This window comes from Streptomyces sp. NPDC104831 (assembly GCF_055583025.1).
Map to the genome: position 1 here is coordinate 15,358 of NZ_JBVJOT010000023.1, position 23,532 is coordinate 38,889.

Here is a 23,532-nt window from a genome sequence, read left to right on the forward strand (position 1 = left end):
CCCCGCACTGACAACCGGTCCCGGTCAGCGGTTCTGCGGGGTGCGGGTGCGGTGGTGCCCGGTCCGGTGGACCGGGCGGTGCGCCTGGTGCGGGGCGGGGTGGCCGACCTCGTGGGAGGCGACGGCGGCGGCCGGTACACCCGGCTTCTGCTCGACGGGCGTCCAGTCGGGGCCGCCCACGACCATCAGCGGGTCGAAGACCACGACGACGCCAGCGATGAGCAGGAAGGCGAGCGGGCCGATCAGCATCGGTGCGAGCGCGGACGCCGCGGCCCCGGACCCCGCGGGGTGGGGGGCGCCGTCGAGGTGGACGCCGACGGCGGCCATCCCGGTGTAGTGCATGCCGCTGACCGCGAGCCCCATGACGAGGCTGGCGCCCACGCTCCACATGAAGCCCCGCACCTGCCCGGCGGCCCACAGGGCGGCGGTGGCGGCGACGACCGCTATGACGACGGAGATCGAGACGGTGAGCGTGTTGTAGGTGAACCGCCCGTGGAAGCGGACGCCGGCCATGCCGAGGTAGTGCATCGAGGCGACGCCGAGGCCGGTGATCGTGCCGCCGGTGAACAGCGGGGTGCCGGTGGCGCCCCGGTAGCCGACGATGAAGATCCCGACGCCGACCATGACGATGGCGAGGCCGAGGCTCGCGTAGGTGATCGGCTTGTCGTAGTGGAGCGGCGCCTCCTTGATGGAGAAGCCCATCATGGCGACGAAGTGCATGGTCCAGATGCCGGAGCCGATCGCCGCCGAGCCGAGGGCCAGCCAGGCGGGGCGCCGTGAGTGTGTGACCAGCAGGGACCGTGTGGTGCAGCGCAGGCCGAGGGCACCACCGAGGCAGGCCATCAGATAGGCCACCAACGGGGTGACGGCTCCGTAGCTGAATCCGTCGATCGTGCCTTGCATCCGCGGCTGCCCTTCCGCCTTCTTGCGTCCCGGAATACCTGAATGTGCCCCCGTCCCAGGACCGCGCGGGCGGTCAGGGTGTCGCAGAGAGTATGACTCCCACCGGAATGGTCGAACGACTTTCCGGCAAAGAAACACGCCCTTGCCGCAGATGTGCGTCACCGGTGTGCGGAGTCGGAACGTCTCCCTTCGGTTTGTGGCCATCGTGCGGCCGGGCGCCGTTGACGCCCGGCTGTCAATCTGGTGCCGTCGGTATCCCCCGACGGGAGGAGCACGGATGTACGCGCGCGTAGTCGCCGGCGCGGTCGCAGCGGCCCTGGGAACGACGGCGGTCCTGCTGGGCCCCGGTTCCGACGCCCGGGCGGGCGGCACGGGCAGGCCCGCCGTCATCGCCCACCGGGGTGCCTCCGCCTACGCGCCCGAGAACACGCTGGCCGCCATCGACAAGGCCGCCGAGCTGGGCTTCTCCTGGGTCGAGAACGACGTCCAGCGCACCGGGGACGGAGAGCTGGTGGTCATCCACGACGACAGCCTCCAGCGCACCACCGACGTCGAGGACGTCTTCCCGGACCGGGCCCCGTGGAAGGTGCGGGACTTCACCGCCGCCGAGATCGCCCGGCTGGACGCGGGCAGCTGGTTCTCCCCGGCGTACGCGGGCGCGCGCGTACCGACGCTGAAGCAGTACATGCGCCGGATTGAGCACAACCACGAGAAGCTGCTCCTGGAGATCAAGAATCCGGAGCTGTACCCGGGCATCGAGCAGCAGACGCTGAAGCTCCTCGGCAACGAGGGCTGGCTGGACGGCCGGCACCGGGACCGGCTGGTCGTGCAGAGCTTCGGCGCCGACAGCGTGCGGGCCGTCCACGAGCTGAAGCCGGCGGTCACCACCGCCTGCCTGGGCACGCCGGCCGTGACGGAGCTGGACCGGCTCGCGGACTTCGCGGACCTGGTCAACCCCGCGCACGGATCGCTCACCCGCGAGTACGTCTCGGCGGTGCACGGCCTCGACGGGCCGCACGGCCGGCCGCTCGGCGTGTTCGCCTGGACGGTGGACGACGCGGCCACCGCCCGCCGGGTCGCCGGTTACGGGGTCGACGGGATCATCACGAACAAGCCGGACGTGGTGCGCGCCGCCCTCGAATCGGACTGAACGGGCCGGCGTTGTCAGTGGCGGGCCGTACCGTGGGCGTATGGACAGCCTTGGGCAGGACGAGCAGCGGGTCGTGTGGGCCGTGATCGGCACGGACATCGGCCCACTGATGCTGGCGGCGACCAGGGACGGCCTGGTCAACGTGGTCTTCCACGCCTCGGACGCGGTGCGTGACCGGGCGCTGGAGCGGCTGGCCGCCCGGCTGGGCCGCCGGCCCGTGGAGGATCCGGACTCCCCGCTGCTGGCGGAGGCGATAGAGCAGCTGCGGGCGTATTTCGCGGGCGAGCGGCACGACTTCGACCTCGCGCTGGACTGGTCGCTGATCTCCGGGTTCAACCGGCAGGTGCTGCGCGAGCTGGTGGCCGGTGTGCCGTTCGGCAGCGTGGTCGGGTACGGCGATCTGGCGGGGCGCGTCGGACAGCCCGGCGGGGCTCAGGCGGTGGGCGTGGCCATGGGGTCCAATCCGCTGCCGGTGGTGGTGCCGTGCCACCGCGTGGTGGAGAGTGACGGCGGCATCGGCGGCTTCGGGGGCGGGCTGGAGACCAAGCGGAGGCTGCTCGCCCTGGAGGGTGTGCTGCCGGAGCCGCTGTTCTGACCGGCCGCGCCCCACGGCGTAGGCGGCGCCGCCCCGGACCCGGCTAGTCGTAGTGGCGGGCCTCGAAGACGTTGCCGTCGGGGTCTCGGAAGTAGAAGCTGCGCGTGGCGTCGCCGCGGGCGCCCGACAGGCCGGGGTCGATGCCGGACACGGGGACGCCGTGTTCCTCCAGGCGGGCGCGCAGGGCGTCGAAGCCGTCGGCCGGCAGCGCCAGGCAGACGTGGTTGACCGGGTGGCCCGCGCTGCCGGCCGAGCCGGGCAGCATTTTCATCCGTGCGGCGAGGCTGTGCGGGGCGAGGTCGAGGAGGGTCTCCTCGTTGACGCGCACGGAGGGGAAGGACACCTTCCCCTCGGCGTACTCGGCGACCCCGACCGGTTCCAGGCCGACGACCGAGGCGTAGAAGGAGGCCGCGGCGACCGGGTCGGCCACCCACAGGACCACGTGGTCGAGACGCGTGCTGTTTGTCGTCATAGGACCCAGGCTGCTGGCCTCCCCCACGGCCCACAAGCGTTTAGCCGTGACCGGCGCCCGCCAGAGATGAGGAAGGACCGGCGGACAGGAGGCGGGCACATGGTGCTGGTGGTGTCGGAAGAGGTCCGGGAGGCGATCGGCGCGCGGCGGCCGGTGGTGGCTCTGGAGTCCACGATCATCGCGCACGGCCTTCCCCGCCCCCGCAATCTTCGGGTGGCGCTCGAACTGGAGGAGGCGGTGCGGCGGGAAGGTGCCGTGCCCGCGACGATCGCCGTGCTCGACGGGCGGCCCCGGGTCGGTCTGGGCAAGGAGGAGCTGGAACGGGTCGCGAACGAGGACATGCGCAAGCTGGGCCACCGCGACCTGCCGCTCGCCGTGGCGGCGGGGGCGAGCGGGGCGACGACCGTGTCGGCGACGGCGCGGCTGGCCGCGCTGGCGGGCATCCGGGTGTTCGCCACCGGCGGGCTGGGCGGTGTGCACCGGGAATGGACGGTGACCCAGGACGAGTCGGCCGATCTGGGGCTGCTGGCGCGGACCCGGATCACGGTGGTGTGCGCGGGCGTGAAGTCGATCCTGGACGTGCCGGCGACCCTGCAACGGCTGGAGACGCTGGGCGTGGCCGTCGCCGGGTACGGCACGGACCGGTTCCCCGGCTTCTACCTGGCCGACTCGGGACATCCCGTCGACTGGACGCTGGACGCCCCGGAGGAGGTCGCCGCCGCCATGCGAGCCCAGGACGCGCTGGGTGCGATGGAGTCGGCGCTGATCGTCGCCCGTCCCGTACCGGAGGCGGAACAGCTCGATCCGGCTCTGCACGCGCGCGTGCTCGCCGAGGCGCTGCGCGCCTGCGCGGAGCGGGGCGTCACCGGGCAGGCGGTGACACCGTTCCTGCTGGACTACCTGGTCCGGCACACCGACGGTGCCTCGCTGCGCGCCAACCTGGCGGCGGTGCGCGGCAACGTACGGCTGGCGGCGCGGATCGCCACGGCATGGGCCAGGGGGTGAGCGCGGGGCGGAACGCAGCGCTGCTGGTCGTCGGGGACGTGATGACCGACGTGGTCGCCCGGCACCGGGGGCCGCTCGCGTCCGGCACCGACACGACCGCCGCGATCCGGACGCTGCCGGGTGGCGCGGGCGCCAACGTGGCGTGCTGGGCGGCGTACACGGGCGGGGCGGACGTACGGCTGCTGGGGCGGGTCGGCGCGGATTCCGTGGCGTGGCACGAGCGGGAGCTGGTCGCGGCCGGGGTGCGGCCCCGGCTGGTGGTGGACGCGCAGGCGGCGACCGGGACGGTGATCTGCCTCGTCGACGGCGGAGCGGCGGCCGAGCGGACGTTCCTGACGGACAGTGGGGCGTCCCTGCGGCTGGGTCCCGCCGACTGGTCGGACGCGTTGCTCGACGGGGTGGGCCGGCTGCACCTGTCGGGCTATCTGCTGTTCACGCAGTCGAGCCGGGCGCTGGCTGTAACGGCGCTCGCGGCGGCACGCGCGCGGGGCGTGCCGGTCAGCCTGGACCCGGCGTCGGCCGGTTTCCTCGCCGAGTCGGGGGTGGAGCACTTCCCGGCGCTCGCGCAGGGGCTGGACGTGCTGCTGCCCAGCCGGGACGAGGCGTACGTGCTGACCGGGCTGCCGGATCCGGCGGACGCGGCGGCCGAGCTGTGCCGTCTCGTGCCGTTGGTGGTGCTCAAGGCGGGGGCGGACGGGGCGCTGGTGGCCCGGCGCGGCGCCGCGCCGGCCCGGGTTGCGGCCGTGCCGGTGGCGCCCCGGGACACCACGGGCGCGGGTGACGCCTTCACCGGAGCGTTCCTCGCCGCGCTCCTGGCGGGGGCGACCCCGGAAGCGGCGGCGGCACGGGGCTGCCGGGCGGGCGCGGAGGCGGTCCGGCGGATCGGCGGCAGACCACCGCACCGGGACGGCGAAGGCTAGGGCCGGTCGCCACCGGGCGCGCCTTCCCGCTACGGGCGGCTATGCCTTGCAGCCCCAGGCCGAGATCATCGGGGCGGTGGCCAGGTCCATGGCGCCGGACTCCACGTGAGCCGGGTGCCGGTCGGTCTCCGCGTCGGTGGCGAGGCCCGCGGCGACCAGCCGGCCGCGGATCTGACGGACCGTCGCGGCCTTATGGGCGGTGCAGGCGGCTGAGGTCATGGGGAAGTACGCGTCGGCCGCCACGCCGCGCAGCCCCGCCTCGCGGAGCAGCCGGGGGAGCTTGCGGCCGTAGGACAGATCGGCGCCGCGGTCGGCGGGCAGTGCGCGGAAGCCGTGGCGCAGCCGGTTGGCGAGCCGCTGCTCGGGCCCGGACCCGTCGGGGCAGAGCAGGGGCTGGAGGGCGGGGTCGGCGTCCTCGATCAGCAGCCGTCCGCCGGGCCGCAAGGATGTGATCATCGACCGCAAGGCCCGTTCCCGGTCGGGTACGTGGACGAGGACGAGCCGGGCGTGGACCAGGTCGAACCCCTCCCCCGGCGGCTCGTCGGCGCCCACGTCGTGGACGCGTACCCGTACCGGCGGGCGGGCCGCGGGGGTGAGCCGGGAGGTGTCGATGTCGGTGGCGACGACCTGCCCGGTGGGCCCCGCCCTCTCGGCGAGCCAGGTCACGACGGAGGTGCCGCCGGCCCCGACTTCCCGGCAGCGCGTGCCTGGTCCGGCGCCGAGTGCTTCGAGGTACCGGAAGGTGGCCGGGTCGAAGAGCGCGGCGAAGGCGTCGAAGCGCCGGGCCGCCTCGTTCTGCCGGTTGTCCAGGAGACAACCGTCGGATGGCGTCACGCCCGCGATCCTTACAGCCGCCCGGGCCGGCGGGCGCGGCCGGCCGTTGTCCACAGGCGGGAACAAAGCGGAACTCCCTGTTCCCACAGGCCCCCACACGCCTTGCCCACGACTGGCAGACTTGCGCAGCAGGGCGCGGCAAGCGTTGAGCTCGGAGATCCACGCGAGGAGATCCAGATGTCCATGGCAGGGAATCTGCGGAAGGTCACGGGGCTGGACAGGGTCGGCGGTCTGCGCAAGGTGGCGCGGCTGGCCCGGCGCCGGCCGCGCGTGGACCTGAGCCATCCCGCCAGATCGCCCCTGGGTTCCTCGGTGGTGAACTGCGTGACGTATCAGGACGGTGTGCGCGTCGCCGGGTGCGCCGATCTGGTGGACGCCGTGCGGCTGGTGCGCACGTCGGGCGAGGGCTTCGTCTGGCTCGGGCTGCACGAGCCGACGGAGCGTGAGTTCGCCGGCGTCGCCGACCTGTTCGACCTGCATCCGCTGGCGGTGGAGGACGCGGTCGAGGCACATCAGCGGCCGAAGCTGGAGCACTACGGGGACACGCTCTTCGCGGTGTTCAAGACCGTCTGCTATGTGGAGCACGAACGGCTGACGGCGACCAGCGAGGTGGTGGACACCGGCGAGATCATGGTGTTCGTCGGCAGGGACTTCGTGATCACGGTGCGCCACGGCCGGCACGGCTCGCTCGGTCCGCTGCGCGAGGAGCTGGAGACGGATCCGCGGCAGCTCGCCAAGGGGCCGGCGGCGGTGCTGCACGCGATCGCCGACCATGTGGTGGACGAGTATCTGAACGTCACGGACGCGGTGCAGGGTGACATCGACCAGGTCGAGACGGAGGTGTTCTCGGAGAACGGCGCGCGGCTCGACCCCGGCCGCATCTACCAGATGAAGCGTGAACTGCTGGAGCTGAAACGGGCGGTGGTCCCGCTGGGCCGCCCGGTGGAGGATCTGGCGACCCGGCCCCTGCGGGTCGTCGACCCGGAGATACAGGCGTACTTCCGGGACGTGCTCGACCATCTGATCCGGGCCAGGGATCAGATCGCCGCGTTCGACGAACTGCTCAACTCCATCCTCCAGGCGCATCTGGCGCAGGTGACCGTCGCGCAGAACGAGGACATGCGGAAGATCACGGCCTGGGCCGCGGTGATCGCCGTGCCGACGATGGTGTGCGGGGTGTACGGCATGAACTTCGACCACATGCCGGAGCTGCGGTGGCGGTTCGGCTATCCGCTGGTCATGGCCGTGATGGCGGCGGGCTGCCTGCTGCTGTACCGGGGCTTCCGGCGCAACGGCTGGCTCTGAGCGCCGGGCGGGTTCCCGGCCCCGTGCGCGGGCCGGCCGGATCACCGGGCGGACCCGGGAACGGCGGACCGGATCAGCCGCTCCAGGCGGGGTGGCGCGGGTCGTCGGCGCGGACCAGGACGTCCGCCGTGCCGGCCGGGTCGGCTTCGGCCTCGTAGCGCTCGAAGGCGGGGAGGGTCCAGTGGTCGGCCTCGGGGGTGCGGCGGCGCAGGGCACCCGGGGAGAGGAGGAGGTGCACGGTCAGGTCGAAGGGGAACCAGTGGCGCAGCAGGAGGGGGCCGTGGAGCAGCAGGATCCCGCCGGGCGGGAGGTGGACGTAGGGGCTGCGGGTGGCCCGGTCGGTGACCGGGTCCCACAGGTCGGGCAGGATCCGCCCGCTGCCCCCGGGGTCCAGCGGGCCGAAGACCTCCCGCCACAGGGCACCTGTGTCGTACCAGCCGCTGTAGTAGGACTCCGCGTCCCGCCGGCCGTGTTCCAGGCGCAGCGAGGCCGGGCGCAGGAACCCCTCGGTGCCGACGACGAGGGAGGCACGGCCGCGTAGGCGCAGCGCCTCGCCGACCCGCGTGGCGAGGTCTCCCGGCCGAGCGGCCGGGGCGCCGTCGATGCCGACGCGCGGCCAGGTCCCTGGGCCGGCCGGCGCCGCGTCGGCCAGCCGGTCAGCCAACCGCTCGGCCAACCGGTCCCAGGTGATCGCTTCGAGTCGCACGGCCCCCATGATGCCGGGTGGCCCGGCGCGGCGGCGAGAAGGGCGGGCCCCGGACCGGCCGCCCCCGGTCGCCCGGCCGAGCGGGTGCGGGTGTGCGCGGCGCACGTGTCGGTGCGGGCCGGCGGGCAGCGGGCGGGTCGTGCCCGGCGCGGTCGGACCGCCCCCGGCCGAAGGGGGCGGTGACCGAGGGGGCGGCGGACTCGGCGGGCGTGGCGGGCGTACGGCATGCGGACGCCTCGTACGCCCGGATTCCGACGAGCGGGGTGCCGCGGCACGGGACACGGAACCGGATCACGCCGGCCGCACGGCGCGTGCCACGGGGGAGGCCGGCGGCGGCGCGGGCCGGGGAGGAGGTGGCGGGAGGCCGAGGTCGCGAGGATGCGGACCGGGGAGGGAGCGGTGAGGAAGCGGCGCTGTCGCACGAGGAGGGTGGCATGCGGACGGAAGTGATCGGCATGGCCGTCGAGCGGCCGTTGCCGCTGGTCGTGCTCGCCGGCCGGGTCGTTCGGAAAGCGCTGTCCGCCGCTCTGCGCGGGCGCCCCGGGGGACGTATCGTGGCCGGAAGAGTACTGCCCGACGACGCACGGACCTTCGTACACCCGGCGCCTGTGGTGCCCCGTACGCGAGGAAGAGCCATGGCCGATCCCAAGGGGTTCATGACCACGCCGCGCCAGGAGTGGCCGCGGCGGCCCGTCGGGGAGCGGGTGCGGGACTGGGACGAGGTGTACGTCCCCGGCGCGCTGCTGCCCGTCATCAGCGAGCAGGCCGACCGCTGCATGGACTGCGGCATCCCGTTCTGCCACCAGGCCTGCCCGCTCGGGAACCTCATCCCCGAGTGGAACGACCTGGTCGCGCGGGAGGACTGGCGGGCGGCGAGCGACCGGCTGCACGCCACCAACAACTTCCCGGAGTTCACCGGCCGGTTGTGCCCGGCGCCGTGCGAGGCGGGGTGTGTGCTGGCGATCAACCAGCCTGCCGTCACCATCAAGAACGTCGAGTGCGCGATCGCCGACCGGGCGTGGGAGGAGGGTTTCACTGCGGCCCGGCCGCCCGAGCGGCTGTCCGGGAAGACGGTGGCCGTCGTCGGCTCCGGGCCCACCGGGCTGGCAGCGGCGCAGCAGCTGACCCGGGCCGGGCACACGGTCGCGGTGTACGAGAAGGACGACCGGATCGGCGGGCTGATGCGGTACGGCATCCCCGAGTTCAAGATGGAGAAGCGGCATCTGGAGCGGCGGATCGGGCAGATGCTGGCCGAGGGGACGAAGTTCCGTACCTCTACGGCGGTCGGCCGGGACCTCCCGGCGGACGAGCTGCGGAGCCGGTACGACGCGGTGGTGATCGCCACGGGTGCCACGGCGTGGCGGGAACTCGCGGTGCCCGGACGGGAGCTGAACGGGATACACCAGGCGATGGAGTACCTGCCGCTGTCCAACCGGGTGCGCGAGGGGGATCTGGAGGTCTCGCCGCTGTCGGCCGCCGGCAGGCACGTGGTGATCGTCGGCGGCGGGGACACCGGGGCGGACTGCCTGGGCACGGCGGTGCGCGAGGGCGCGGCGTCCGTCACCCAGCTGGACATCTACGCCCAGCCGGGTGCGGAACGCGACGAGGACACCGAGCCGTGGCCGACCTACCCGAAGATCTACCGGCTGTCGGCCGCGCACGAGGAGGCGCGGGAGTTGCGGACGGCGCCTGCGGCCGACGCGGACGCACGGCTGTTCGCGGCGTCCACGCTCCGCTTCACGGGAGACGGGAGGGGGAATGTGCGGTCACTGCATCTGGTGGAGGTCGACGAGCGGCGGCTTCCGGTGCCGGGCACCGGGCGGACGCTCCCGGCCGACCTGGTGCTGCTCGCCCTGGGCTTTTCCGGACCGGACCGGGAGGACGGGCTGATCGAGCAGCTGGGGCTGGCGTTGGGGCCGCGCGGCACGCTCGCCCGGGACGACGGCTTCGCGACCAACGTCCCCGGCGTGTTCGCCGCGGGCGACGCGGCACGCGGGCAGTCGCTCATCGTGTGGGCGATAGCGGAGGGCCGGGCGGTCGCGGCGGCCGTCGACCGCTATCTGACGGGACGTACCCGGCTCCCGGCCCCGATCGTGCCCACGGACCGGCCGATGACCGTCTGAACGGCGGCCGCACCGGCCGTCCTCGCCCCACGGCCATCCGGCCGGCGGGCATCCGGTCGGCGGGCATCCGGTCGGCGGGCATCCGGCCAGGCGGACACCCGGCCGGCGGGCATCACCGACTGCGCCGCGCAGGGTCACGCCCCGGGTCTCAGGCCGTGCGCTCGTCCGTGCCCGCCGTCTTCTCCGTGGCCAGGGCCACTCGGTTCCACGTGTTGATGGTGAGGATCAACGACAGGACCCGGGCCAGTTCCCGTTCCTCGAAGTGGGCGGCGGCCTCGGCGTAGACGGCGTCGGGCACGCCGCCGTCGGCGACCAGGGTCACCGCCTCGGTCAGGGCCAGCGCGGCCTGCTCCCTCGGGGTGAAGAAGTGCCGGGCCTCGCGCCAGACGGCGACCAGGTGGAGCCGGTCCTCGCTCTCACCGGCCTTGCGGGCGTCGTTGGTGTGCATGTGCAGGCAGTAGGCGCAGTGGTTGAGATGGGAGGCGCGGATCTGGATCAGTTCGACCAGGGCCGGATCGAGGCCCGCGCGGGCGGCGGCGTCGAGGCGGATGATCGCGCGGTAGACCTCCGGCGCGGCCTTCGCGAGGTCCAGGCGGGTGCGGGCGGCCTCCGCGGCGGCGATTCCGGCGGCGGGGTCGAAGGTGGCGGGGTCGAAGGTGGCGGGGTCGAAGGTGGCGGTGGTGTTCGTGTCCGTCGTCATGTGCTCCACCGTAGGAGCCGGAAAGACCGGTTGTAGGGTGCATTTCCATGACGGAATCGTGGGTCAATTCCGCGGAGCGGATCGGCGTCGACCTGCATCTGGACCTGTCCGGGCCGGGTGGCCGGCGGGCCGCGCTGACCCGGGCGCTGCGGGATGCGGTGCGCGGCGGCCGGCTGGCCCCGGGCACCCGGCTGCCGCCGTACCGGTCGCTCGCCGCGGACCTGGGCGTGGCCCGCAACACGGTGGCCGACGCGTACGCGGAACTGGTCGCGGAGGGCTGGCTGACCGCCCGGCAGGGTTCCGGTACCCGGGTCGCCGAGCGGGCGCGAGCGCCGCGCAGGACCGTGCCCGCGCCGGCCCCGGCGCCGTCCCGCGCGCGTGGCCCGCGGCACGATCTGCGGCAGGGCAGACCGGACGCGTCGGCCTTCCCGCGCGCGGCGTGGTCCGCCTCGTACCGCCGGGCCCTCCAGGCGGCGCCGAGCGAGGCGTTCGGGCCGGGTGACCCCGCCGGGCGCCGGGAGCTGCGGGAGACGCTGGCGGAGTACCTGGCACGCGCGCGCGGGGTGCGGGCCGAGCCGGACCGGATCGTGATCTGCTCGGGTTTCGCGCACGCGCTGCGGCTTCTGTTCGGCCGGGAGGCGCCGGGCGAATTGGCCGGGGGCGGGGTGCTGCGCGGTCCGCTGGGCGTGGAGGCGTACGGCCTGGGCTTCCACCGGGAGCTGCTCGCGGCCGCCGGTGTGCGCACCGTTCCGCTGCCGCTGGACGAGCACGGGGCGCGGGTGGCGGCGCTCGGGCGGGAGCGGGCCGTCCTGCTGACGCCCGCGCACCAGTTCCCGACCGGCGGACCGCTGCGTCCGGAGCGCCGGGCGGCGGTGATCGACTGGGCCCGCGCGCGGGAAGCGGTGGTGCTGGAGGACGACTACGACGGCGAGTTCCGCTACGACCGCCGGCCCGTCGGCGCGCTCCAGGGTCTCGATCCGGAGCGGGTGATCCACATCGGGTCGGTCAGCAAGAGCCTGTCACCGGCACTGCGGCTGGGCTGGATGGTCCTGCCGCAGCGGTACGTGGAGCCGGTGCTGGCGGCGAAGGGCGAGCGGGAGGGATGGGCGAGCGTGCCGGACCAGCTGGCGCTCGCGGACTTCGTGGCCTGCGGGTCGTACGACCGCCATGTGCGGCGGATGCGGCAGCGGTACCGGCGACGGCGTGACCGGCTCGTCGCCGCGCTGGCCGAGCGGGCGCCGCACATCGGGGTGACGGGCATCGCGGCGGGACTGCACGCGGTGCTGCGGCTGCCGCCCGGCACGGAAGGACAGGCGGTGGAGGCCGCCGCGCGGCGGGGCGTCGCCCTCGACGGTCTCGCCGCGTTCCGGCACCCGGACAGCCCGGCGGCGGCCGGTGACGGTCTGGTGGTGGGGTACGCGGCCCCGGCCGACCACGCCTACGGGGCGGCACTGGAGGCGTTGTGCGAGGTGCTCGCACCGGGCTGAGTCCCGTGCCGCTCGGGATGCGGCGCGCCGGTGCCGGTCCCGGCGCCCCCGGGGCGCCCGCCGTCGGCGGCGGGGCGCTCCGCGGCACCGGACGCGCCTCACGAACAAGTCGGGTTCATGACAGACGCGGCACGCCGGGGGCCCGGGGACTTCGGCGGGCGCCGGGCCGGGCCGCCGGTGCGTTCAGGACAGCAGGAAGTCGGCCACCCCCGCCTTGGCGCCCTCTATGAACGCCGTCATCTCGTCCATGGTGTAGATCAGTGCCGGCCCGTCCGGATCGGTCGACTGGCGTACGGCGATCCGGCCGTCGGAGAGCTTCATCGCCTCCAGGCAGTTCCCGCCGTTGCCGCCGCTCCAGGGCTTGTGCCACCCCTCGCTGCCCAACTCCCGCGCGGGCATGCCGTTGTAGACGCGTCCGCGCGGCGTGATGCGGTCCATTCACAGCTCCTTGCGGAGATCCCGGAGGATCTCCTTCGTGCGTTGTGCCGTAGCGGCCTGCGCCGCCATGCGGTCCATGACCTCCAGGTGGGTCGCCACCTCGGTGCGCGCGTCCAGATAGACGGCGCCGGTCAGGTACTCGCTGTAGACCATGTCCGGCAGTTCGGACACGGCGAATCGGAACAGCACGAAGGGCCCGTACGTCCCCGGGTGCGGCCCGTTGGCGAACGGGGCGACCTGGAGCGTCACATGGGCCAACTCCGTGGCCTCAAGCAACTTGTCGATCTGTGCGCGCATGACCGCGGGGCCGCCGACCGGGCGGCGCAGCGCGGTCTCGTCCATCACCGCCCAGAAGCGGGGGGCGTCGGGCCGGGTCAGCAGCTCCTGGCGCTGCATGCGCAGGGCGACATGGCGTTCGATGTCTTCGGGGCTGGTCTGGCCGATGGCGCCGGACCTCAGCACCCCGCGCGCGTAGTCCTCGGTCTGGAGCAGGCCGGGGACGAAGTGCGGCTCGTAGGAGCGGATGAGGGCGGCCGCGCCCTCCAGGCTGACGTACATGGAGAACCAGCCCGGCAGGATGTCGTGGAACCGCTGCCACCAGCCGGGCCGGTTCGCCTCCTCGGCCAGTCGGAGGAAGACGTCGGCCTCGTCGTCGGGGACGCCGTAGGCCTTCAGCAGGAGTTGCAGGTACGGGATTTTGAGGGCGACTTCCGCCGTCTCCATGCGGCGGACGGTGGCGGGGGCGACGTGGAGGACCCGGGCGGCCTCCTCGCGCTTCAGCCCGGCGCGTTCCCGCAGGTCCTGCAGGCGCCGGCCGAGGACCACCTGGCCCACCGTCGGCGCGGACCGCGGTTCGCTCACGCTCCCACCTCCACCGAAAGCCTCCACCGAAAGTTTCCCGACAGCCCTACGGCGCCATTCGAAGGTTCATTCGAAGACCGGGCCCGATCTCCGACGACTTCAATTGGCGCCGCGCGTGGTGCTGTTGCGAGCAGTGTGCCACGCTCCCTGACAGAGTCCCTAACACTCTGCATTTTTCAGAGTGACTCTTGCCAAGTGTCCACGCCAGGGCGATAGTGGCAGACGTGATTCCGTCCGCGCCTTTAGGAACAGACGCCGCCGCCGGCCGTGGGGCCGAGGGGGGTATCCCCGCGCGAGCCGGTTCGGGCCTGGTGGAGGGGGCGTCCCTCCAAGGAGGCGCCGCCGGACGCAGGTTCCGCTTCGAGCTGGCCGCCCACCCGGGCTCCGTCGCCCGGGCGAGACGTCTGACCCGGGCCCGGCTGTCCGGCTGGTCGGTCTGCGCGGACACCTGTGACAGCGCGGCCCTGGTCATGTCCGAGCTGGTCACCAACGCCATCGTGCACACCGCGAGCAGCCGGGTCGTGTGCGAGCTGGACGACCACGACGGCATGGTCCGCATAGCCGTCCGAGACGAGGGTTGTGCTCCTGGCGAGCCCCACCCGTCCCCGCAGCGTCCCGACGAGGAGCACGGGAGGGGGTTGCTTCTCGTCGACGCGCTGTGCCGGGCCTGGGGCGCCCAGGAGCACGGCCCCGGCCTGCTGGTCTGGGCCGAACTGCCCCGCACCGCCGATGCCGCCGGGGATCCGGCCGTCCCGTGTGCCGACCTGGGCTGGGGCGCCCGCCCCAAGCCGGGCCGCCCGGACGACTCCGGCGAGGACCAGCGGGCCACGGCGGACCGGGGGGCGGGACGGCACCGCGGGCCCTCGCTCCCCGAGCGGTACGACGGCTCCCCCGCCCAGCCCGGGCGGCAGCACCGCGCCGCGCCGGAGCAACACCCGCACCGCGCGCCCGAGCAGCGATGTCACGGGGAGCGGCCGTGACGGGCGCCGCCGGGCCCGGCGCAGAGGGCGGCCAGGAGAAGACCTCCGGCCCGGACACCCCCGGCCTGGACACCCTCGGCCTGGACACGCTCGTCCGGCTGCAACGCCGGCGGCCGGCCCCGGAGCCGGAACCGGGCCACCCGCTGTCGCTTCCGGACGGCATGACCGCGCCGCTCGGCTGCGACGCCGTGGCCGTGCCCGACCGCCTCGGCCCGCTGGTCGTGCCCCTGCTGCCGCGGGTGGGATGCGTGTACACCGACGGCTCCCAGTGGTGGTGGATCGTGCCGTCGGACTCCGACTACGCCCTGCCCTGGCCGTCCCCGGCCCGCTACACGACGGGCGCCCTGGTCACCGGCTCCGCCCGGCTGATCCACCGCCCGGCGGGCACGGTCCCGTACACCCCGCCGATCCCGCTGTACCTGGCCCTGTGCCGGGTCACGGGCACGGCTCCGGACTGGTCGCGGGCGGTATCGGCCTGACCCCGCCCGGCCGGATCACCCGATCGTCCCGGCGCCGCGCACGATCACCAGGAAGGTGTCCGTCGCGAGGTCCATGACGACCTCGGCGGGCAGGCCTTCCAGCCGTCGCGCGTGGGCGAACTCCTCCGCCGGCCAGGAGCCGCGCGGACCACCGGCGGGAAAGCGTTCGAGCACGGTTCGCCCGTTCACCATCTCGCACCTCCAGAAGCGTCGTACGTGTAAGGAGTGAACGCCCTGGAGAGGGGAAAGCCCCGGCCGGTGACCGTACTGAGACCTTGCCGACACCGGTTCGGCGCGGACCGTGAGGATCCGTTCACCCCGTGACACGGACCGCACGCTCCGAGCCGGCCCCGGTACGCCCGCCGGCAGTCGTCACACGTCGTACTCGTCGTGCAGCCGCAGCCGGTCGCTGCCCGCGGGATCGCGGCCGAGCGCGGTGAGGTCGAGCAGGGCCGCGGTGGTGCCCAGCACGTCCAGCCCGTCGTCGTACAGCGAGTAGGTGTGGAAGACCCGGTCGTGGTCGCGCAGGAAGCAGCTGACGCCCGGGCGTTCGACCGGCTCGCCGTCCGTTTCGACGGTGGCCTGGAAGTCGCGGTTGAAGTCGCTGTGCGCCGAGGAGTACCAGGGCACCGCCCAGCCCATCCGCGCCTTGAACGGCAGGATCCGGGTGAAGGGCGCCCGGGAGACGGCCGCGAAGGCGGTGTTCCGGGCGCGCAGGTGGGCGAGGTGGCCGACCTGGTCCAGGAAGGCCGCGCAGCACGGGCAGCCGGTCTCCCACTCCGGCGCGAACATGAAGTGGTGGACGACGAGCTGGGCCCGGCCCTCGAAGAGGTCGAGGAGGGTGGCCTTGCCGTCGCCGCCCTCGAAGACGTACTCCGGGTCGACCTCGACCACGGGCAGCTTCCGGCGCTCGGCGGCCAGGGCCTCGCGCGCCCGCCTGACCGCGTCCTCCTTGCGCCGCAACTCCTCGCGCGCCGCGCGCCACCGCTCGCGCGAGACGATCTCCGGAAACGACATCCCAGCCCTCCTGTCCGACGGTCCGTTCGGGGTGCTGACCGTCGTCGGGTACGGAACTCATCGCCGTGGACGGGGAGTTTTTCGGCCAGTCTCGGCGGGCCCCGATGCCCGCCGCGTTCCGGCTGGCGTCCGGGTCAGGTGTCGTACTCCTGGATGCGCCGTCCGTGGCCGCGCGCGGCCGGTCCGGGCAGCCGCTCCGTCAACTCCCGTACGACGTCCGCCACGTCGAGGTGAGCAGGACGCGGTCCCGCATCAGGACGCGGTCGTCGACGATCGTCGTACGGACGTCGGCCGCGCGGGCACTGCGCACCGGGGTGGCGGCGAGGTCGTGGACCGGCCGGGTGTGCGCGCCGGCCGGGCGCGAGGGAACCGATCCCCGCGCTACGGCTACGGACGGCTGCGGCTACAGCGGCTCGGTACGGCTACGGCGGCTCGGTACGGCTACGCGGCCGCCGGCAGCGGCGGCCGTACGCCCCGCTGCTCCAGCCGCTCCAGCTCCCCCAGCGCCTCGCGCAGCCGGCGGACGTGCCGGGGGGTGAGCCGGCCGGTGTCGTCGAGGTGCACGGCGCAGGCCGTGGTGGTGTCCACCAGCCGTTCCAGCGCCTCGGCGACGGCGTCCGTGCCCTCGGTGTGCCGGGCGAGGGCGGGCAGTTCGGCGCCGGCCACCGCGATGGCGGTGCGGGCCTCGGCGAGGGCCCGGTAGGCCTCCCGGCGCAGCGCCCACCGCTCGGCGCGGTCCCCGGGCGCGCCGGACGGCGTGCGCGGCCGGGCCCCGGCCCCGGGCTCCCCGGGCAGCGCCCACCACGCCTGCCCGCTCTCCCCGGGCAGCGCCCACCGCCCGGCACGTGCTCCCGGCTCGGCGGCGTGCCCGTCCCCGGGGCCGCCCAGGACGTGCCGCAGGTAGGCGTGGGCCGCGCCGCCGGCCGTCGCGAGCCGGTCGCGCACGCCGCCGCCCCGCTTGCCCGGCATCGGCAGGTGCCCCACGACCAGGACGAGCGCGCAGGCCAGCAGGGTCTCGCCGAGCCGGCTGACCGAGGCCTGTGGTTCGCCGCCGGCCATGACGAGGGCGAGGACGAGGACGGTCGCGACGGCGGTCAGTGCCGCGAAGTGCCGGGTGGCGACCGGTATGAGCGCACCGCACACCGCCACCAGCGCGATCAGCCCGGCCGGGCGGGGCAGCAGCGCGGCGAGCCCGGCGAAGACCAGCGCGCCGAACACGGTCCCGGCGGCCCGGCACAGCACGCGTGAGGCGAGCGGACCGAGGTCGGGCTTGACGAGGAAGACGGCGGTGGCGGGGAGCCAGTACCAGTGCGCGTGCTGCCCGTACCAGCGGGCGTGGTGCAGGGCCTGGGCGATGCCCGCGCTGGCGCCGAAGCACAGGGCGACGCGCAGGCCGTACTCGCGCCCGCCGGCGCCGAGCGCCGCCCGCAGCGCGTGCCGTGGGCCGCGGCGCCGCCCGAGCAGCCCGCGGTGGGCGCCTTCGCCCCGGTCGAAGGCCTCGGCGGCGCGCAGCAGGGCGTCGTCCAGGGCGCGCAGGGCGGGGAGCACGGGGGCTTCCTCGCCGGCGCGGAGCCGGTCGCGGGTCGGGTGCGGGGCGGGCAGCGGGCCGGGGCCGCCGTCGCGGCGGACGGCCTCGGCGAGCCGCCGGGGGCCCTGCGCCGCCCGCGCCGGTACCGGCTCCCCGGCCCAGCACAGGGCGGTGGCGGCCTCGGCGAGGGGCAGTGCCGCCGCGAACCGCGCGTGCAGCCGGCGTTCGGCCGCGGAGCCGGCGTACCCGCGCAGCCGGGGTCCGGCGAGGGCGTCCTGGGCGTGGTCGAGCGCGGCGGTCAGCGCGGCCCGCCGGGCGGTGGCGTGCTCGCCGCCCGCGGCCTCGACGAGCGCGGCGATCGCGTCGTACACGCCGGCGACCGCGGCCCGCTCGCCGTCGAAGCGGAAGTCCCCGGCGAGCGAGCCGGGGGTGGGCAGGACGAGCCGCAGCACGAGCAGCCAGCCGGCCCCGGCGAGGAAGGCGAGGGCGCCCTGCCAGCCGGGGTCGGCCGCCGGCGTCCCCGCGCCGACCGCCGCCGCGACGAGCAGCTGGGTCCCGGCGGCGGAGGCCACGGGCCCGACGGCGCTGACCGCGCCGGCGGCCAGGCCCAGCGCGGTGAGCGCCAGGGTCAGCGGTACGGCGGCCAGCCCGTGCCCGGCGTACGTGCCCACGAGCAGTCCGGCCGCTCCGGCCAGCGCGGGCACGCCGAGCCGGCGCACCGAGGCGCGCCGGCTGCCCGGCCGGTCGTTGATGCCGACGAGCATCGCTGCGATGGCGGCGAGCACCCCGAGGGCCGTGTGGCCGAGGAGCATCCCGGCGAGCAGCGCGGGCCCGGCGGCGAGGGCGCCCCGGCACACCGCGCTCCAGGGAACGGGTTCGCGCTGGGCGCGGAAGGCGTGGGCGAGCCAGGGGGGTACGGCGGGCACTGCGGGCCGGGACACGGGGCTCCTGTCCATACGAGGGCGGGGGTGGGCCTTCGGACGACGGTGGCCGGTGGAGGTGGTTCCAGGGTAGATCCCGTTCCCCTCGCGAACGGAACACTCACGTTTCGCCCGTGTGAAACCTGTCTCGACGGCCGTTTTCTTTCTGAACGCAACGCCCGGCGGTCTCCTCGGCGCCCGAAATTGGGGTGCGGGCGGCACCGGGCGGACCGGATCATCGGGAGGCCGTCCGCCCACCCCCCTGTAGGAGCAGCTTCCGTGATCCGGCGTGTGACCGTCCCCGCCCTGTTCCCTCCGCCCGCCTACGCGCACGCCTCGGTCGTCGAGGCCGGGACGAGACTCGCGTTCCTCGCCGGGGCGGTGCCGCTGACCGCCGACGGGGAGCTGGTGGGTCCGGGGGATCCCGTGCGCCAGGCCGGACAGGTGCTCGCCAATCTGCGCGAGCAGCTGCGGGCCGTCGGCAGCGGTCTGGAGCACGTCCTGGTGACCGACGTGTACGTGGTCGGCGACACCGCGGCGCTGTCCGCGGTGTGGCGGGTCGTGGAGTCCTCGGGGCTGAGCGCGGGCCCGCACTCCTCCACGCTGCTCGGCGTGTCCTGCCTCGGGTACCCCGGCCAGCTCGTGGAGATCACGGCCACGGCCGTGGTGCCGGAGCCGGCGGCGGACCCGGTGGTGCTGCGCCGTGCGGTGGCGGCCGACGCCGGTGCCGTCGCCGACGTCTACCTGCGGTCCTTCCGCGCCGCGCTGCCGGACGTCGTGCGCCCGCACACCGACGACGAGGTGCGGTACTACTTCCGGGAGGTCGTGGTGCCGGCGCGGGAGACCTGGGTGGCGGAGGCGGCCGGGACCGGAGTGGTCGGCCTGATGGTGCTGGACGGGGAGACGCTGGACCAGCTGTACCTGGACCCCGCCTGGCGGGGGCGGGGCATCGGGGACCGGTTCGTCGCACTGGCCAAGGAGCGCAGCCCGGGCGGGCTCACCCTGTGGACGTTCCAGGCGAACAGGCCCGCCCACCGCTTCTACGAGCGGCACGGCTTCACCGCCGTGGACTCCACCGACGGCAGCCGCAACGAGGAGCGGGAACCGGACGTCCGTTACGACTGGCGTCCCTGAAGGGGATGACCAGCGGGGTCCGGCGTGGCGGGGTGCCGGGGCCGGGCCGGTTCCCTACGGCAGTCCGGCCGCGTCCGCCGCCGTGCGCAGGACCTCCCGCAGCATCTCGGCGGTGAGCCGGCCGGTGAAGGTGTTGCGCTGGCTGACGTGGAAGCAGCCGAAGAGGTCCAGGCCGTCCAGCGCGACCCGGGCGCCGTGCGCGAAGGCCGGGCGGGGCCGCGGCACCGTCCAGCCGGCCTGCGCGAACGCGGGCAGCGCGGCCTGCCAGCCGAAGGCGCCGAGGACGACGGCGGCCTTCAGCGTCGGCCGCAGCAGCGTCAGCTCCTGGACCAGCCAGGGCCGGCAGGTGTCGCGCTCCCCCGGGGTGGGCTTGTTGGCGGGCGGGGCGCAGTGCACGGGGGCGGTGACCCGCACTCCGTACAGCTCCAGACCGTCGTCGGCACCGACGGAGGTGGGCTGGGAGGCGAGCCCGACGTCGTACAGGGCCTGGTAGAGCACGTCTCCGGAGCGGTCGCCGGTGAACATCCGGCCGGTGCGGTTGCCGCCGTGCGCGGCGGGGGCCAGCCCGATGATCGCCAGCCGGGCGTCGGCGGGACCGAACCCGGGCACCGGGCGCCCCCAGTACGTCCAGTCGGCGAACGCGGCCCGCTTCGTTCGGGCCACCTCCTCCCGCCACTCGACCAGCCGGGGGCAGGCCCGGCACCCGGCGACACGTCGGTCCAGCCGGGCGAGGGCGCTGGTGTTGTCCATACGGTCACCGTAAGTCGGGGGCGGGCGCGTGGGTACGGGGTGGTCCGGGGTCCGCGGGTGCCCGGGCGGGGGCCGGGAAAACGCTTCCGGCTCCGTGCCCCCGGCGCGTTAAGGTCGGGGCATGGCTTCCGAGGATGCGGACGAGAACGTGGACCGTGGGACCGGTGAGGGGACGGGCGGGCCCGACGCGGCGGTGTCCGCCCCCGCCGGACAGCCGCTCGACCCGAAGACAGCCGCCGCGGTGGCCGCCGCCGAGGCCGCCGGGCCGGCAGGCGGCGGGACCGTCCGCATCGACAGCTGGATCTGGGCCGTCCGTCTGATCAAGACCCGCTCCCTGGGCGCCGCCGCCTGCCGGGGCGGGCATGTGCAGGTGAACGGCGAGCGGGTGAAGCCCGCGTATTCCGTGCGCGTCGGCGACGAGGTGCGGCTGCGGCACGAGGGCCGGGAACGGGTCGTGATCGTCAAGCGCCTGATCCGCAAGCGGGTCGGGGCGCCGGTGGCCGTGCAGTGCTACGTCGACAACTCCCCTCCGCCCCCGCCCCGCCAGGCCGTCGCCCCCGCCGGTCTGCGCGACCGGGGCACCGGCCGCCCCACCAAGCGCGACCGCCGCGAACTCGAACGCCTCCGCGGCCTCGCCCTCGGCAGCTCCGGCGGCTACGCCGGCCTCGCCGGCTCCGGCCCCTCCCCCGGCTTCGGCAACCCGGGCGGCACGGGCACGGGCGGAGGCAGGGGGACCGGAGGACCGGGCGGTCGCAGGGGCAGGGGCGGATCGGGGGGCCGGGGCGGAGAACGCGGTTCCGGCACCGGACCCGGCGGCGACTGAGAACCTCCATGTGACCGGTGCGCCGACGGCCGCCCACCCGTGACGGCCGGCGGGCCTATGGCGCCGGCCGCCCGCCGGGCGGGTGCCCTGGTGGCAGCCCGGCCACGGCCGGGTCAGCGGCGGTTCGGCAGGCGCGGCAGGTCCGTCGTGTCGGAGCGGCGGGTCCAGGCGATCAGGGCGAGGGGGACGAGCAGGACCAGCGGGGTCGCCGCGTTGTGGCCGTCGAACGCGGTGAGCTGCACGATGAACGCTCCCACCATGAGCGCGCCGAGGGCGATCGCCGCCAGGAACCGCAGTGCCGGGATCAGCAGCGCGACCGCCCCGGCCAGTTCGAGCGCGCCGATGGTGTACATGGCCCCGTCGCCCCAGCCGATCGTGTCGAAGGACTCGACGGCCGTCGGGTGCGCCATGAGCTTGGGCAGGGCGCTCGCGAGGCCGAAGAACAGGGCCAGCAGCACCTGCACGACCCGCAGGGCGACCAGGGCCCCGCGCGCACGGCCCGTACGGGGGCGGGCACAGGACGCGGACGTCGTGGAGCGGGGGCCGGCGGGGGCGGTGGTGCGGGACATGGAGGTCTCCTGGTGAGCGGTCCTGATGGCTTTCACCGGGTAGACCGGCCGGGGACCCAGAACTCATCGCTCCGCGGCACGGAGGACGGAACGGGGGACGGACCGGGCGGCGGGCCGCCCTGCGGACGCACGGGCCCGGTGCCCGATCACCGCGCCGGTACCGCCCTCACCCACATCCCGTCCGGTGTCAGATAGGCGTCCACCTCCAGTCCCGCCTCCGCCAGCGCCGACTCGAACCGCTCCTTCGTCAGGGGCCTGGACCGGAACGTCTGGGTCCACACCGCGTCGGGGAACACATACTCCGCGTGGACCGAGTCCACCCCGTCCCCGGCCGGCTCGACGGAGGTGATCCGGACGGTGAAGCCGCTCGGATCGACCCGTTTCCGGGGCACGTCGGTGTGGTAGTCCGCGCCCTCCCGCTGGACGAGCACGCAGCCGTCCTCCGCCACATGCCGGGCACAGGTGCGCAGCAGGCCCCTGCGCACCTCCTCGTCCCCGGCGTGCACCAGGAACGACGCGAGCATCACCACGTCGAACCGCTCGCCCAGGTCCAGGGTCTCGATGGGTCCGCATATCGTGCGTGCCCCGCGGACCCGGGCCAGCATGCCGGGGGACTCGTCCACGGCCGTGACCGTGAAGCCGCGTGCGAGCAGGGGGTGGGTGACCCGGCCGGCCCCGCTGCCCAGCTCCAGGATGTGCGCCCCGGCGGGCACCGCGGCGGCGATGACGTCCGGCTCGTCTCCCACCGGCAGCCGTGCGTACAGCTCGACCGCGCAGCCGTCCGGGGTGATCGCCCCCGGTCCCGTGCCCTCGTAACCCTCACGCCTCTCGATGCTCATGCCCCGACAACGGCCCACGCCCGTACGTCCGTTCCCCTCCCCTTCGGGTTCACTCGTTCGAGTCATCCCCGCCGGAAGGGGAACGTCCGCGCCCGGGGTGCCCGGGTCCAGCGGCCGGGGAGGGGGGCTGCGGGCCCGCACGGGGCACCTCGCAGGCCGGCCCGCCGGGCGTTGCCGCCCGGCGCCGGCGAAGAGTACGTTGCAGGGAGGAAGTGATGTGCCGATGCGTACGGGCAGTGAACCGGCGACCGCGCGCAGTGCCCTGCGGGCACGGTTCTGGCTGTGCGTGTGGGGGCTGGGCTGGGCGGCCCTCGGCACGGCGGTCTTCGCGCTGGCCGGGCGGCCGGGCTGGGCGGCGGCGTGCGCGGCGCTGTGGCTGGTGGGCGCCGTGGACCTGGCCGTCGTCCTGCGGCACATCCGGCAGGGCCCGCACTACCAGCCGGGCCGCGACATACCGCCGTACCCGCCGCCGGAGAACGGACCGCCCTACCCGGGACCGCCCAGGCACCGGCATCCATGAGCCGGGCGCCCCCGTCCCCCCGGCCGGACGCTCACCGGCACCCTCCCGGACTGCCGGCGCCCCCGTCACGCGTCGAAGCGTGCCGCTTTCAGGTACTGCGGGTTGGGGTCCAGCGCGGCCGCCAGCCGGAAGTGGCGCTTGGCCTGGTCGGGGCGGTTCTGGCGCTCATAGGTGCGGGCCAGGGCGAAGTGCGCGAACGCGTTGTCCGGTTCGCGTTCCAGCACGATGGTGAACTCGAGTTCGGCCGGGCGCAGTTGCGCGGCGGCGAAGAAGGCCCGCGCGCGCAGCAGGCGGGCCGCGGTGTTCTCGGGGTGCGCGGCGATGACTCTGTCGAGCAGCTTCACCGCGCCCCGCGGGTCCCGCGCGTTGAGCAGTTGCTCGGCGGCGCGGAAGTCGATGACGTGCGTCTCCGGAGTACGTCCGGTGGAACCGCTGGTCTCGGGCACGGCTGAGTCCTTCCCTTGCTCCAGCGGT

General features: G+C 74.8%; 26 protein-coding genes and 2 pseudogenes. 13 read left to right on the plus strand and 15 right to left on the minus strand.

Translation table 11 applies throughout. The features are described 5' to 3' along the window. Positions 1 to 24 precede the first annotated feature (24 nt). A complete protein-coding gene (locus tag ACZ63H_RS17410) occupies positions 25 to 903 on the minus strand; it encodes an MHYT domain-containing protein (RefSeq protein WP_469865863.1) in 879 nt (292 codons plus the stop codon). Between the two features lie 277 nt (positions 904 to 1,180). Between ACZ63H_RS17410 and ACZ63H_RS17415 the strand changes: the two genes are divergently transcribed. Together ACZ63H_RS17415 and ACZ63H_RS17420 are read left to right on the plus strand one after the other, a co-directional pair. After that, on the plus strand, positions 1,181 to 2,053 hold the full coding sequence (locus ACZ63H_RS17415) for a glycerophosphodiester phosphodiesterase (RefSeq protein ID WP_469865865.1): 873 nt from the start codon (positions 1,181 to 1,183) through the stop codon (positions 2,051 to 2,053). 40 nt (positions 2,054 to 2,093) lie between these two features. Continuing rightward, positions 2,094 to 2,648, plus strand: a complete 555-nt coding sequence (locus ACZ63H_RS17420) for a methylated-DNA--[protein]-cysteine S-methyltransferase (protein ID WP_469865867.1) — start codon at positions 2,094 to 2,096, stop codon at positions 2,646 to 2,648. Positions 2,649 to 2,691: 43 nt separating this feature from the next. Here ACZ63H_RS17420 and ACZ63H_RS17425 read toward each other — a convergent pair whose 3' ends face one another. After that, the gene (locus ACZ63H_RS17425; protein ID WP_469865869.1) at positions 2,692 to 3,120 is read right to left on the minus strand and encodes a VOC family protein; all 429 of its coding nucleotides are present in this window, start codon (positions 3,118 to 3,120) and stop codon (positions 2,692 to 2,694) included. 99 nt (positions 3,121 to 3,219) lie between these two features. On the opposite strand from ACZ63H_RS17425, the gene ACZ63H_RS17430 reads away from it, so the two are divergent. Continuing rightward, complete coding sequence (locus ACZ63H_RS17430) at positions 3,220 to 4,125, plus strand: pseudouridine-5'-phosphate glycosidase (protein WP_469865871.1); 906 nt, start codon at positions 3,220 to 3,222, stop codon at positions 4,123 to 4,125. Then, positions 4,110 to 5,045 (plus strand): carbohydrate kinase family protein, encoded by a 936-nt coding sequence (locus ACZ63H_RS17435; RefSeq protein ID WP_469865873.1) that lies wholly within the window; start codon positions 4,110 to 4,112, stop codon positions 5,043 to 5,045. The genes ACZ63H_RS17430 and ACZ63H_RS17435 overlap by 16 nt, the downstream gene beginning before the upstream one ends. A 39-nt stretch (positions 5,046 to 5,084) precedes the next feature. On the opposite strand, the gene ACZ63H_RS17440 is transcribed toward ACZ63H_RS17435, so the two are convergent. After that, positions 5,085 to 5,879 carry a methyltransferase domain-containing protein gene (locus ACZ63H_RS17440; protein ID WP_469865875.1) on the minus strand — a complete coding sequence of 265 codons (795 nt, stop codon included), beginning with the start codon at positions 5,877 to 5,879 and terminating at the stop codon, positions 5,085 to 5,087. A gap of 177 nt (positions 5,880 to 6,056) precedes the next feature. Between ACZ63H_RS17440 and ACZ63H_RS17445 the strand changes: the two genes are divergently transcribed. Further along, on the plus strand, positions 6,057 to 7,184 hold the full coding sequence (locus tag ACZ63H_RS17445; RefSeq protein ID WP_469865877.1) for a magnesium and cobalt transport protein CorA: 1,128 nt from the start codon (positions 6,057 to 6,059) through the stop codon (positions 7,182 to 7,184). 73 nt (positions 7,185 to 7,257) lie between these two features. Here ACZ63H_RS17445 and ACZ63H_RS17450 read toward each other — a convergent pair whose 3' ends face one another. Further along, positions 7,258 to 7,890, minus strand: coding sequence for a nucleoside/nucleotide kinase family protein (locus tag ACZ63H_RS17450; protein WP_469865878.1), 633 nt, complete (start codon positions 7,888 to 7,890; stop codon positions 7,258 to 7,260). 635 nt (positions 7,891 to 8,525) lie between these two features. Here ACZ63H_RS17450 and ACZ63H_RS17455 point away from each other — a divergent pair. Continuing rightward, positions 8,526 to 10,013, plus strand: a complete 1,488-nt coding sequence (locus ACZ63H_RS17455; RefSeq protein WP_469865880.1) for a glutamate synthase subunit beta — start codon at positions 8,526 to 8,528, stop codon at positions 10,011 to 10,013. Between the two features lie 148 nt (positions 10,014 to 10,161). Here the strand turns inward: ACZ63H_RS17455 and ACZ63H_RS17460 are convergent, their stop codons facing one another. After that, the gene (locus ACZ63H_RS17460) at positions 10,162 to 10,713 is read right to left on the minus strand and encodes a carboxymuconolactone decarboxylase family protein (RefSeq protein ID WP_469865882.1); all 552 of its coding nucleotides are present in this window, start codon (positions 10,711 to 10,713) and stop codon (positions 10,162 to 10,164) included. 47 nt (positions 10,714 to 10,760) lie between these two features. Here ACZ63H_RS17460 and pdxR point away from each other — a divergent pair, with 47 nt between their 5' ends. Then, on the plus strand, positions 10,761 to 12,200 hold the full coding sequence (gene pdxR / locus ACZ63H_RS17465) for a MocR-like pyridoxine biosynthesis transcription factor PdxR (protein WP_469865884.1): 1,440 nt from the start codon (positions 10,761 to 10,763) through the stop codon (positions 12,198 to 12,200). Positions 12,201 to 12,383: 183 nt separating this feature from the next. Here the strand turns inward: pdxR and ACZ63H_RS17470 are convergent, their stop codons facing one another. Both ACZ63H_RS17470 and ACZ63H_RS17475 read right to left on the minus strand, forming a co-directional pair. Next, positions 12,384 to 12,638, minus strand: coding sequence for a DUF397 domain-containing protein (locus tag ACZ63H_RS17470; RefSeq protein WP_467934531.1), 255 nt, complete (start codon positions 12,636 to 12,638; stop codon positions 12,384 to 12,386). Further along, positions 12,639 to 13,499: a helix-turn-helix domain-containing protein gene (locus ACZ63H_RS17475; RefSeq protein ID WP_469865886.1), complete on the minus strand. Its 861-nt coding sequence runs from the start codon at positions 13,497 to 13,499 to the stop codon at positions 12,639 to 12,641. A 188-nt stretch (positions 13,500 to 13,687) separates the two neighbouring features. Between ACZ63H_RS17475 and ACZ63H_RS17480 the strand changes: the two genes are divergently transcribed. Next, positions 13,688 to 14,479: an ATP-binding protein gene (locus tag ACZ63H_RS17480; protein WP_469865888.1), complete on the plus strand. Its 792-nt coding sequence runs from the start codon at positions 13,688 to 13,690 to the stop codon at positions 14,477 to 14,479. Continuing rightward, positions 14,476 to 14,958, plus strand: a complete 483-nt coding sequence (locus tag ACZ63H_RS17485) for a hypothetical protein (RefSeq protein ID WP_469865890.1) — start codon at positions 14,476 to 14,478, stop codon at positions 14,956 to 14,958. The genes ACZ63H_RS17480 and ACZ63H_RS17485 overlap by 4 nt, the downstream gene beginning before the upstream one ends. A 15-nt stretch (positions 14,959 to 14,973) precedes the next feature. On the opposite strand, the gene ACZ63H_RS17490 is transcribed toward ACZ63H_RS17485, so the two are convergent. The 4 genes and pseudogenes from ACZ63H_RS17490 to ACZ63H_RS17505 form a co-directional block, all read right to left on the minus strand. Further along, positions 14,974 to 15,150: a hypothetical protein gene (locus tag ACZ63H_RS17490; protein WP_467934536.1), complete on the minus strand. Its 177-nt coding sequence runs from the start codon at positions 15,148 to 15,150 to the stop codon at positions 14,974 to 14,976. Positions 15,151 to 15,330: 180 nt separating this feature from the next. Then, positions 15,331 to 15,975: a DUF899 domain-containing protein gene (locus ACZ63H_RS17495; RefSeq protein WP_469865892.1), complete on the minus strand. Its 645-nt coding sequence runs from the start codon at positions 15,973 to 15,975 to the stop codon at positions 15,331 to 15,333. Positions 15,976 to 16,109: 134 nt separating this feature from the next. Then, positions 16,110 to 16,327, minus strand: a pseudogene (locus ACZ63H_RS17500) (amidohydrolase); the annotation flags it as partial. Between the two features lie 89 nt (positions 16,328 to 16,416). After that, positions 16,417 to 18,444: an FUSC family protein gene (locus ACZ63H_RS17505; protein WP_469865894.1), complete on the minus strand. Its 2,028-nt coding sequence runs from the start codon at positions 18,442 to 18,444 to the stop codon at positions 16,417 to 16,419. A gap of 360 nt (positions 18,445 to 18,804) precedes the next feature. Here ACZ63H_RS17505 and ACZ63H_RS17510 point away from each other — a divergent pair. Both ACZ63H_RS17510 and ACZ63H_RS17515 read left to right on the plus strand, forming a co-directional pair. Continuing rightward, positions 18,805 to 19,032: pseudogene (locus ACZ63H_RS17510) on the plus strand (Rid family hydrolase); the annotation flags it as partial. Between the two features lie 57 nt (positions 19,033 to 19,089). Then, positions 19,090 to 19,557 carry a GNAT family N-acetyltransferase gene (locus ACZ63H_RS17515; protein ID WP_469866020.1) on the plus strand — a complete coding sequence of 156 codons (468 nt, stop codon included), beginning with the start codon at positions 19,090 to 19,092 and terminating at the stop codon, positions 19,555 to 19,557. A 54-nt stretch (positions 19,558 to 19,611) separates the two neighbouring features. Here the strand turns inward: ACZ63H_RS17515 and ACZ63H_RS17520 are convergent, their stop codons facing one another. Next, entirely contained in the window at positions 19,612 to 20,307 is a 696-nt protein-coding gene (locus tag ACZ63H_RS17520) for a uracil-DNA glycosylase (protein WP_469865896.1), read from the minus strand. Positions 20,308 to 20,428: 121 nt separating this feature from the next. On the opposite strand from ACZ63H_RS17520, the gene ACZ63H_RS17525 reads away from it, so the two are divergent. After that, positions 20,429 to 21,130 carry an RNA-binding S4 domain-containing protein gene (locus ACZ63H_RS17525; protein WP_469865898.1) on the plus strand — a complete coding sequence of 234 codons (702 nt, stop codon included), beginning with the start codon at positions 20,429 to 20,431 and terminating at the stop codon, positions 21,128 to 21,130. Between the two features lie 113 nt (positions 21,131 to 21,243). On the opposite strand, the gene ACZ63H_RS17530 is transcribed toward ACZ63H_RS17525, so the two are convergent. After that, positions 21,244 to 21,699: a DoxX family protein gene (locus ACZ63H_RS17530; protein ID WP_469865900.1), complete on the minus strand. Its 456-nt coding sequence runs from the start codon at positions 21,697 to 21,699 to the stop codon at positions 21,244 to 21,246. Positions 21,700 to 21,845: 146 nt separating this feature from the next. Next, positions 21,846 to 22,538: a class I SAM-dependent methyltransferase gene (locus tag ACZ63H_RS17535; RefSeq protein WP_469865902.1), complete on the minus strand. Its 693-nt coding sequence runs from the start codon at positions 22,536 to 22,538 to the stop codon at positions 21,846 to 21,848. 223 nt (positions 22,539 to 22,761) lie between these two features. Here ACZ63H_RS17535 and ACZ63H_RS17540 point away from each other — a divergent pair, with 223 nt between their 5' ends. Next, positions 22,762 to 23,058 carry a DUF6343 family protein gene (locus tag ACZ63H_RS17540; protein ID WP_469865903.1) on the plus strand — a complete coding sequence of 99 codons (297 nt, stop codon included), beginning with the start codon at positions 22,762 to 22,764 and terminating at the stop codon, positions 23,056 to 23,058. A 65-nt stretch (positions 23,059 to 23,123) separates the two neighbouring features. Here ACZ63H_RS17540 and ACZ63H_RS17545 read toward each other — a convergent pair whose 3' ends face one another. After that, positions 23,124 to 23,504, minus strand: coding sequence for a tetratricopeptide repeat protein (locus ACZ63H_RS17545; protein WP_469865905.1), 381 nt, complete (start codon positions 23,502 to 23,504; stop codon positions 23,124 to 23,126). Positions 23,505 to 23,532: the final 28 nt, after the last annotated feature.

What these genes read in the sequence shown, in the direction of transcription:
- ACZ63H_RS17460 (WP_469865882.1), bottom strand. Translation starts at nt 10,713, where the DNA reads ATGACGACGGACACGAACACCACCGCCACCTTCGACCCCGCCACCTTC.
- ACZ63H_RS17535 (WP_469865902.1), bottom strand. Translation starts at nt 22,538, where the DNA reads ATGAGCATCGAGAGGCGTGAGGGTTACGAGGGCACGGGACCGGGGGCG.
- pdxR (WP_469865884.1), top strand. Translation starts at nt 10,761, where the DNA reads ATGACGGAATCGTGGGTCAATTCCGCGGAGCGGATCGGCGTCGACCTG.
- ACZ63H_RS17520 (WP_469865896.1), bottom strand. Translation starts at nt 20,307, where the DNA reads ATGGACAACACCAGCGCCCTCGCCCGGCTGGACCGACGTGTCGCCGGG.
- ACZ63H_RS17445 (WP_469865877.1), top strand. Translation starts at nt 6,057, where the DNA reads ATGTCCATGGCAGGGAATCTGCGGAAGGTCACGGGGCTGGACAGGGTC.
- ACZ63H_RS17490 (WP_467934536.1), bottom strand. Translation starts at nt 15,150, where the DNA reads ATGGTGAACGGGCGAACCGTGCTCGAACGCTTTCCCGCCGGTGGTCCG.
- ACZ63H_RS17410 (WP_469865863.1), bottom strand. Translation starts at nt 903, where the DNA reads ATGCAAGGCACGATCGACGGATTCAGCTACGGAGCCGTCACCCCGTTG.
- ACZ63H_RS17530 (WP_469865900.1), bottom strand. Translation starts at nt 21,699, where the DNA reads ATGTCCCGCACCACCGCCCCCGCCGGCCCCCGCTCCACGACGTCCGCG.
- ACZ63H_RS17495 (WP_469865892.1), bottom strand. Translation starts at nt 15,975, where the DNA reads ATGTCGTTTCCGGAGATCGTCTCGCGCGAGCGGTGGCGCGCGGCGCGC.
- ACZ63H_RS17470 (WP_467934531.1), bottom strand. Translation starts at nt 12,638, where the DNA reads ATGGACCGCATCACGCCGCGCGGACGCGTCTACAACGGCATGCCCGCG.
- ACZ63H_RS17435 (WP_469865873.1), top strand. Translation starts at nt 4,110, where the DNA reads ATGGGCCAGGGGGTGAGCGCGGGGCGGAACGCAGCGCTGCTGGTCGTC.
- ACZ63H_RS17540 (WP_469865903.1), top strand. Translation starts at nt 22,762, where the DNA reads ATGCGTACGGGCAGTGAACCGGCGACCGCGCGCAGTGCCCTGCGGGCA.
- ACZ63H_RS17430 (WP_469865871.1), top strand. Translation starts at nt 3,220, where the DNA reads ATGGTGCTGGTGGTGTCGGAAGAGGTCCGGGAGGCGATCGGCGCGCGG.
- ACZ63H_RS17425 (WP_469865869.1), bottom strand. Translation starts at nt 3,120, where the DNA reads ATGACGACAAACAGCACGCGTCTCGACCACGTGGTCCTGTGGGTGGCC.
- ACZ63H_RS17455 (WP_469865880.1), top strand. Translation starts at nt 8,526, where the DNA reads ATGGCCGATCCCAAGGGGTTCATGACCACGCCGCGCCAGGAGTGGCCG.
- ACZ63H_RS17415 (WP_469865865.1), top strand. Translation starts at nt 1,181, where the DNA reads ATGTACGCGCGCGTAGTCGCCGGCGCGGTCGCAGCGGCCCTGGGAACG.
- ACZ63H_RS17420 (WP_469865867.1), top strand. Translation starts at nt 2,094, where the DNA reads ATGGACAGCCTTGGGCAGGACGAGCAGCGGGTCGTGTGGGCCGTGATC.
- ACZ63H_RS17525 (WP_469865898.1), top strand. Translation starts at nt 20,429, where the DNA reads ATGGCTTCCGAGGATGCGGACGAGAACGTGGACCGTGGGACCGGTGAG.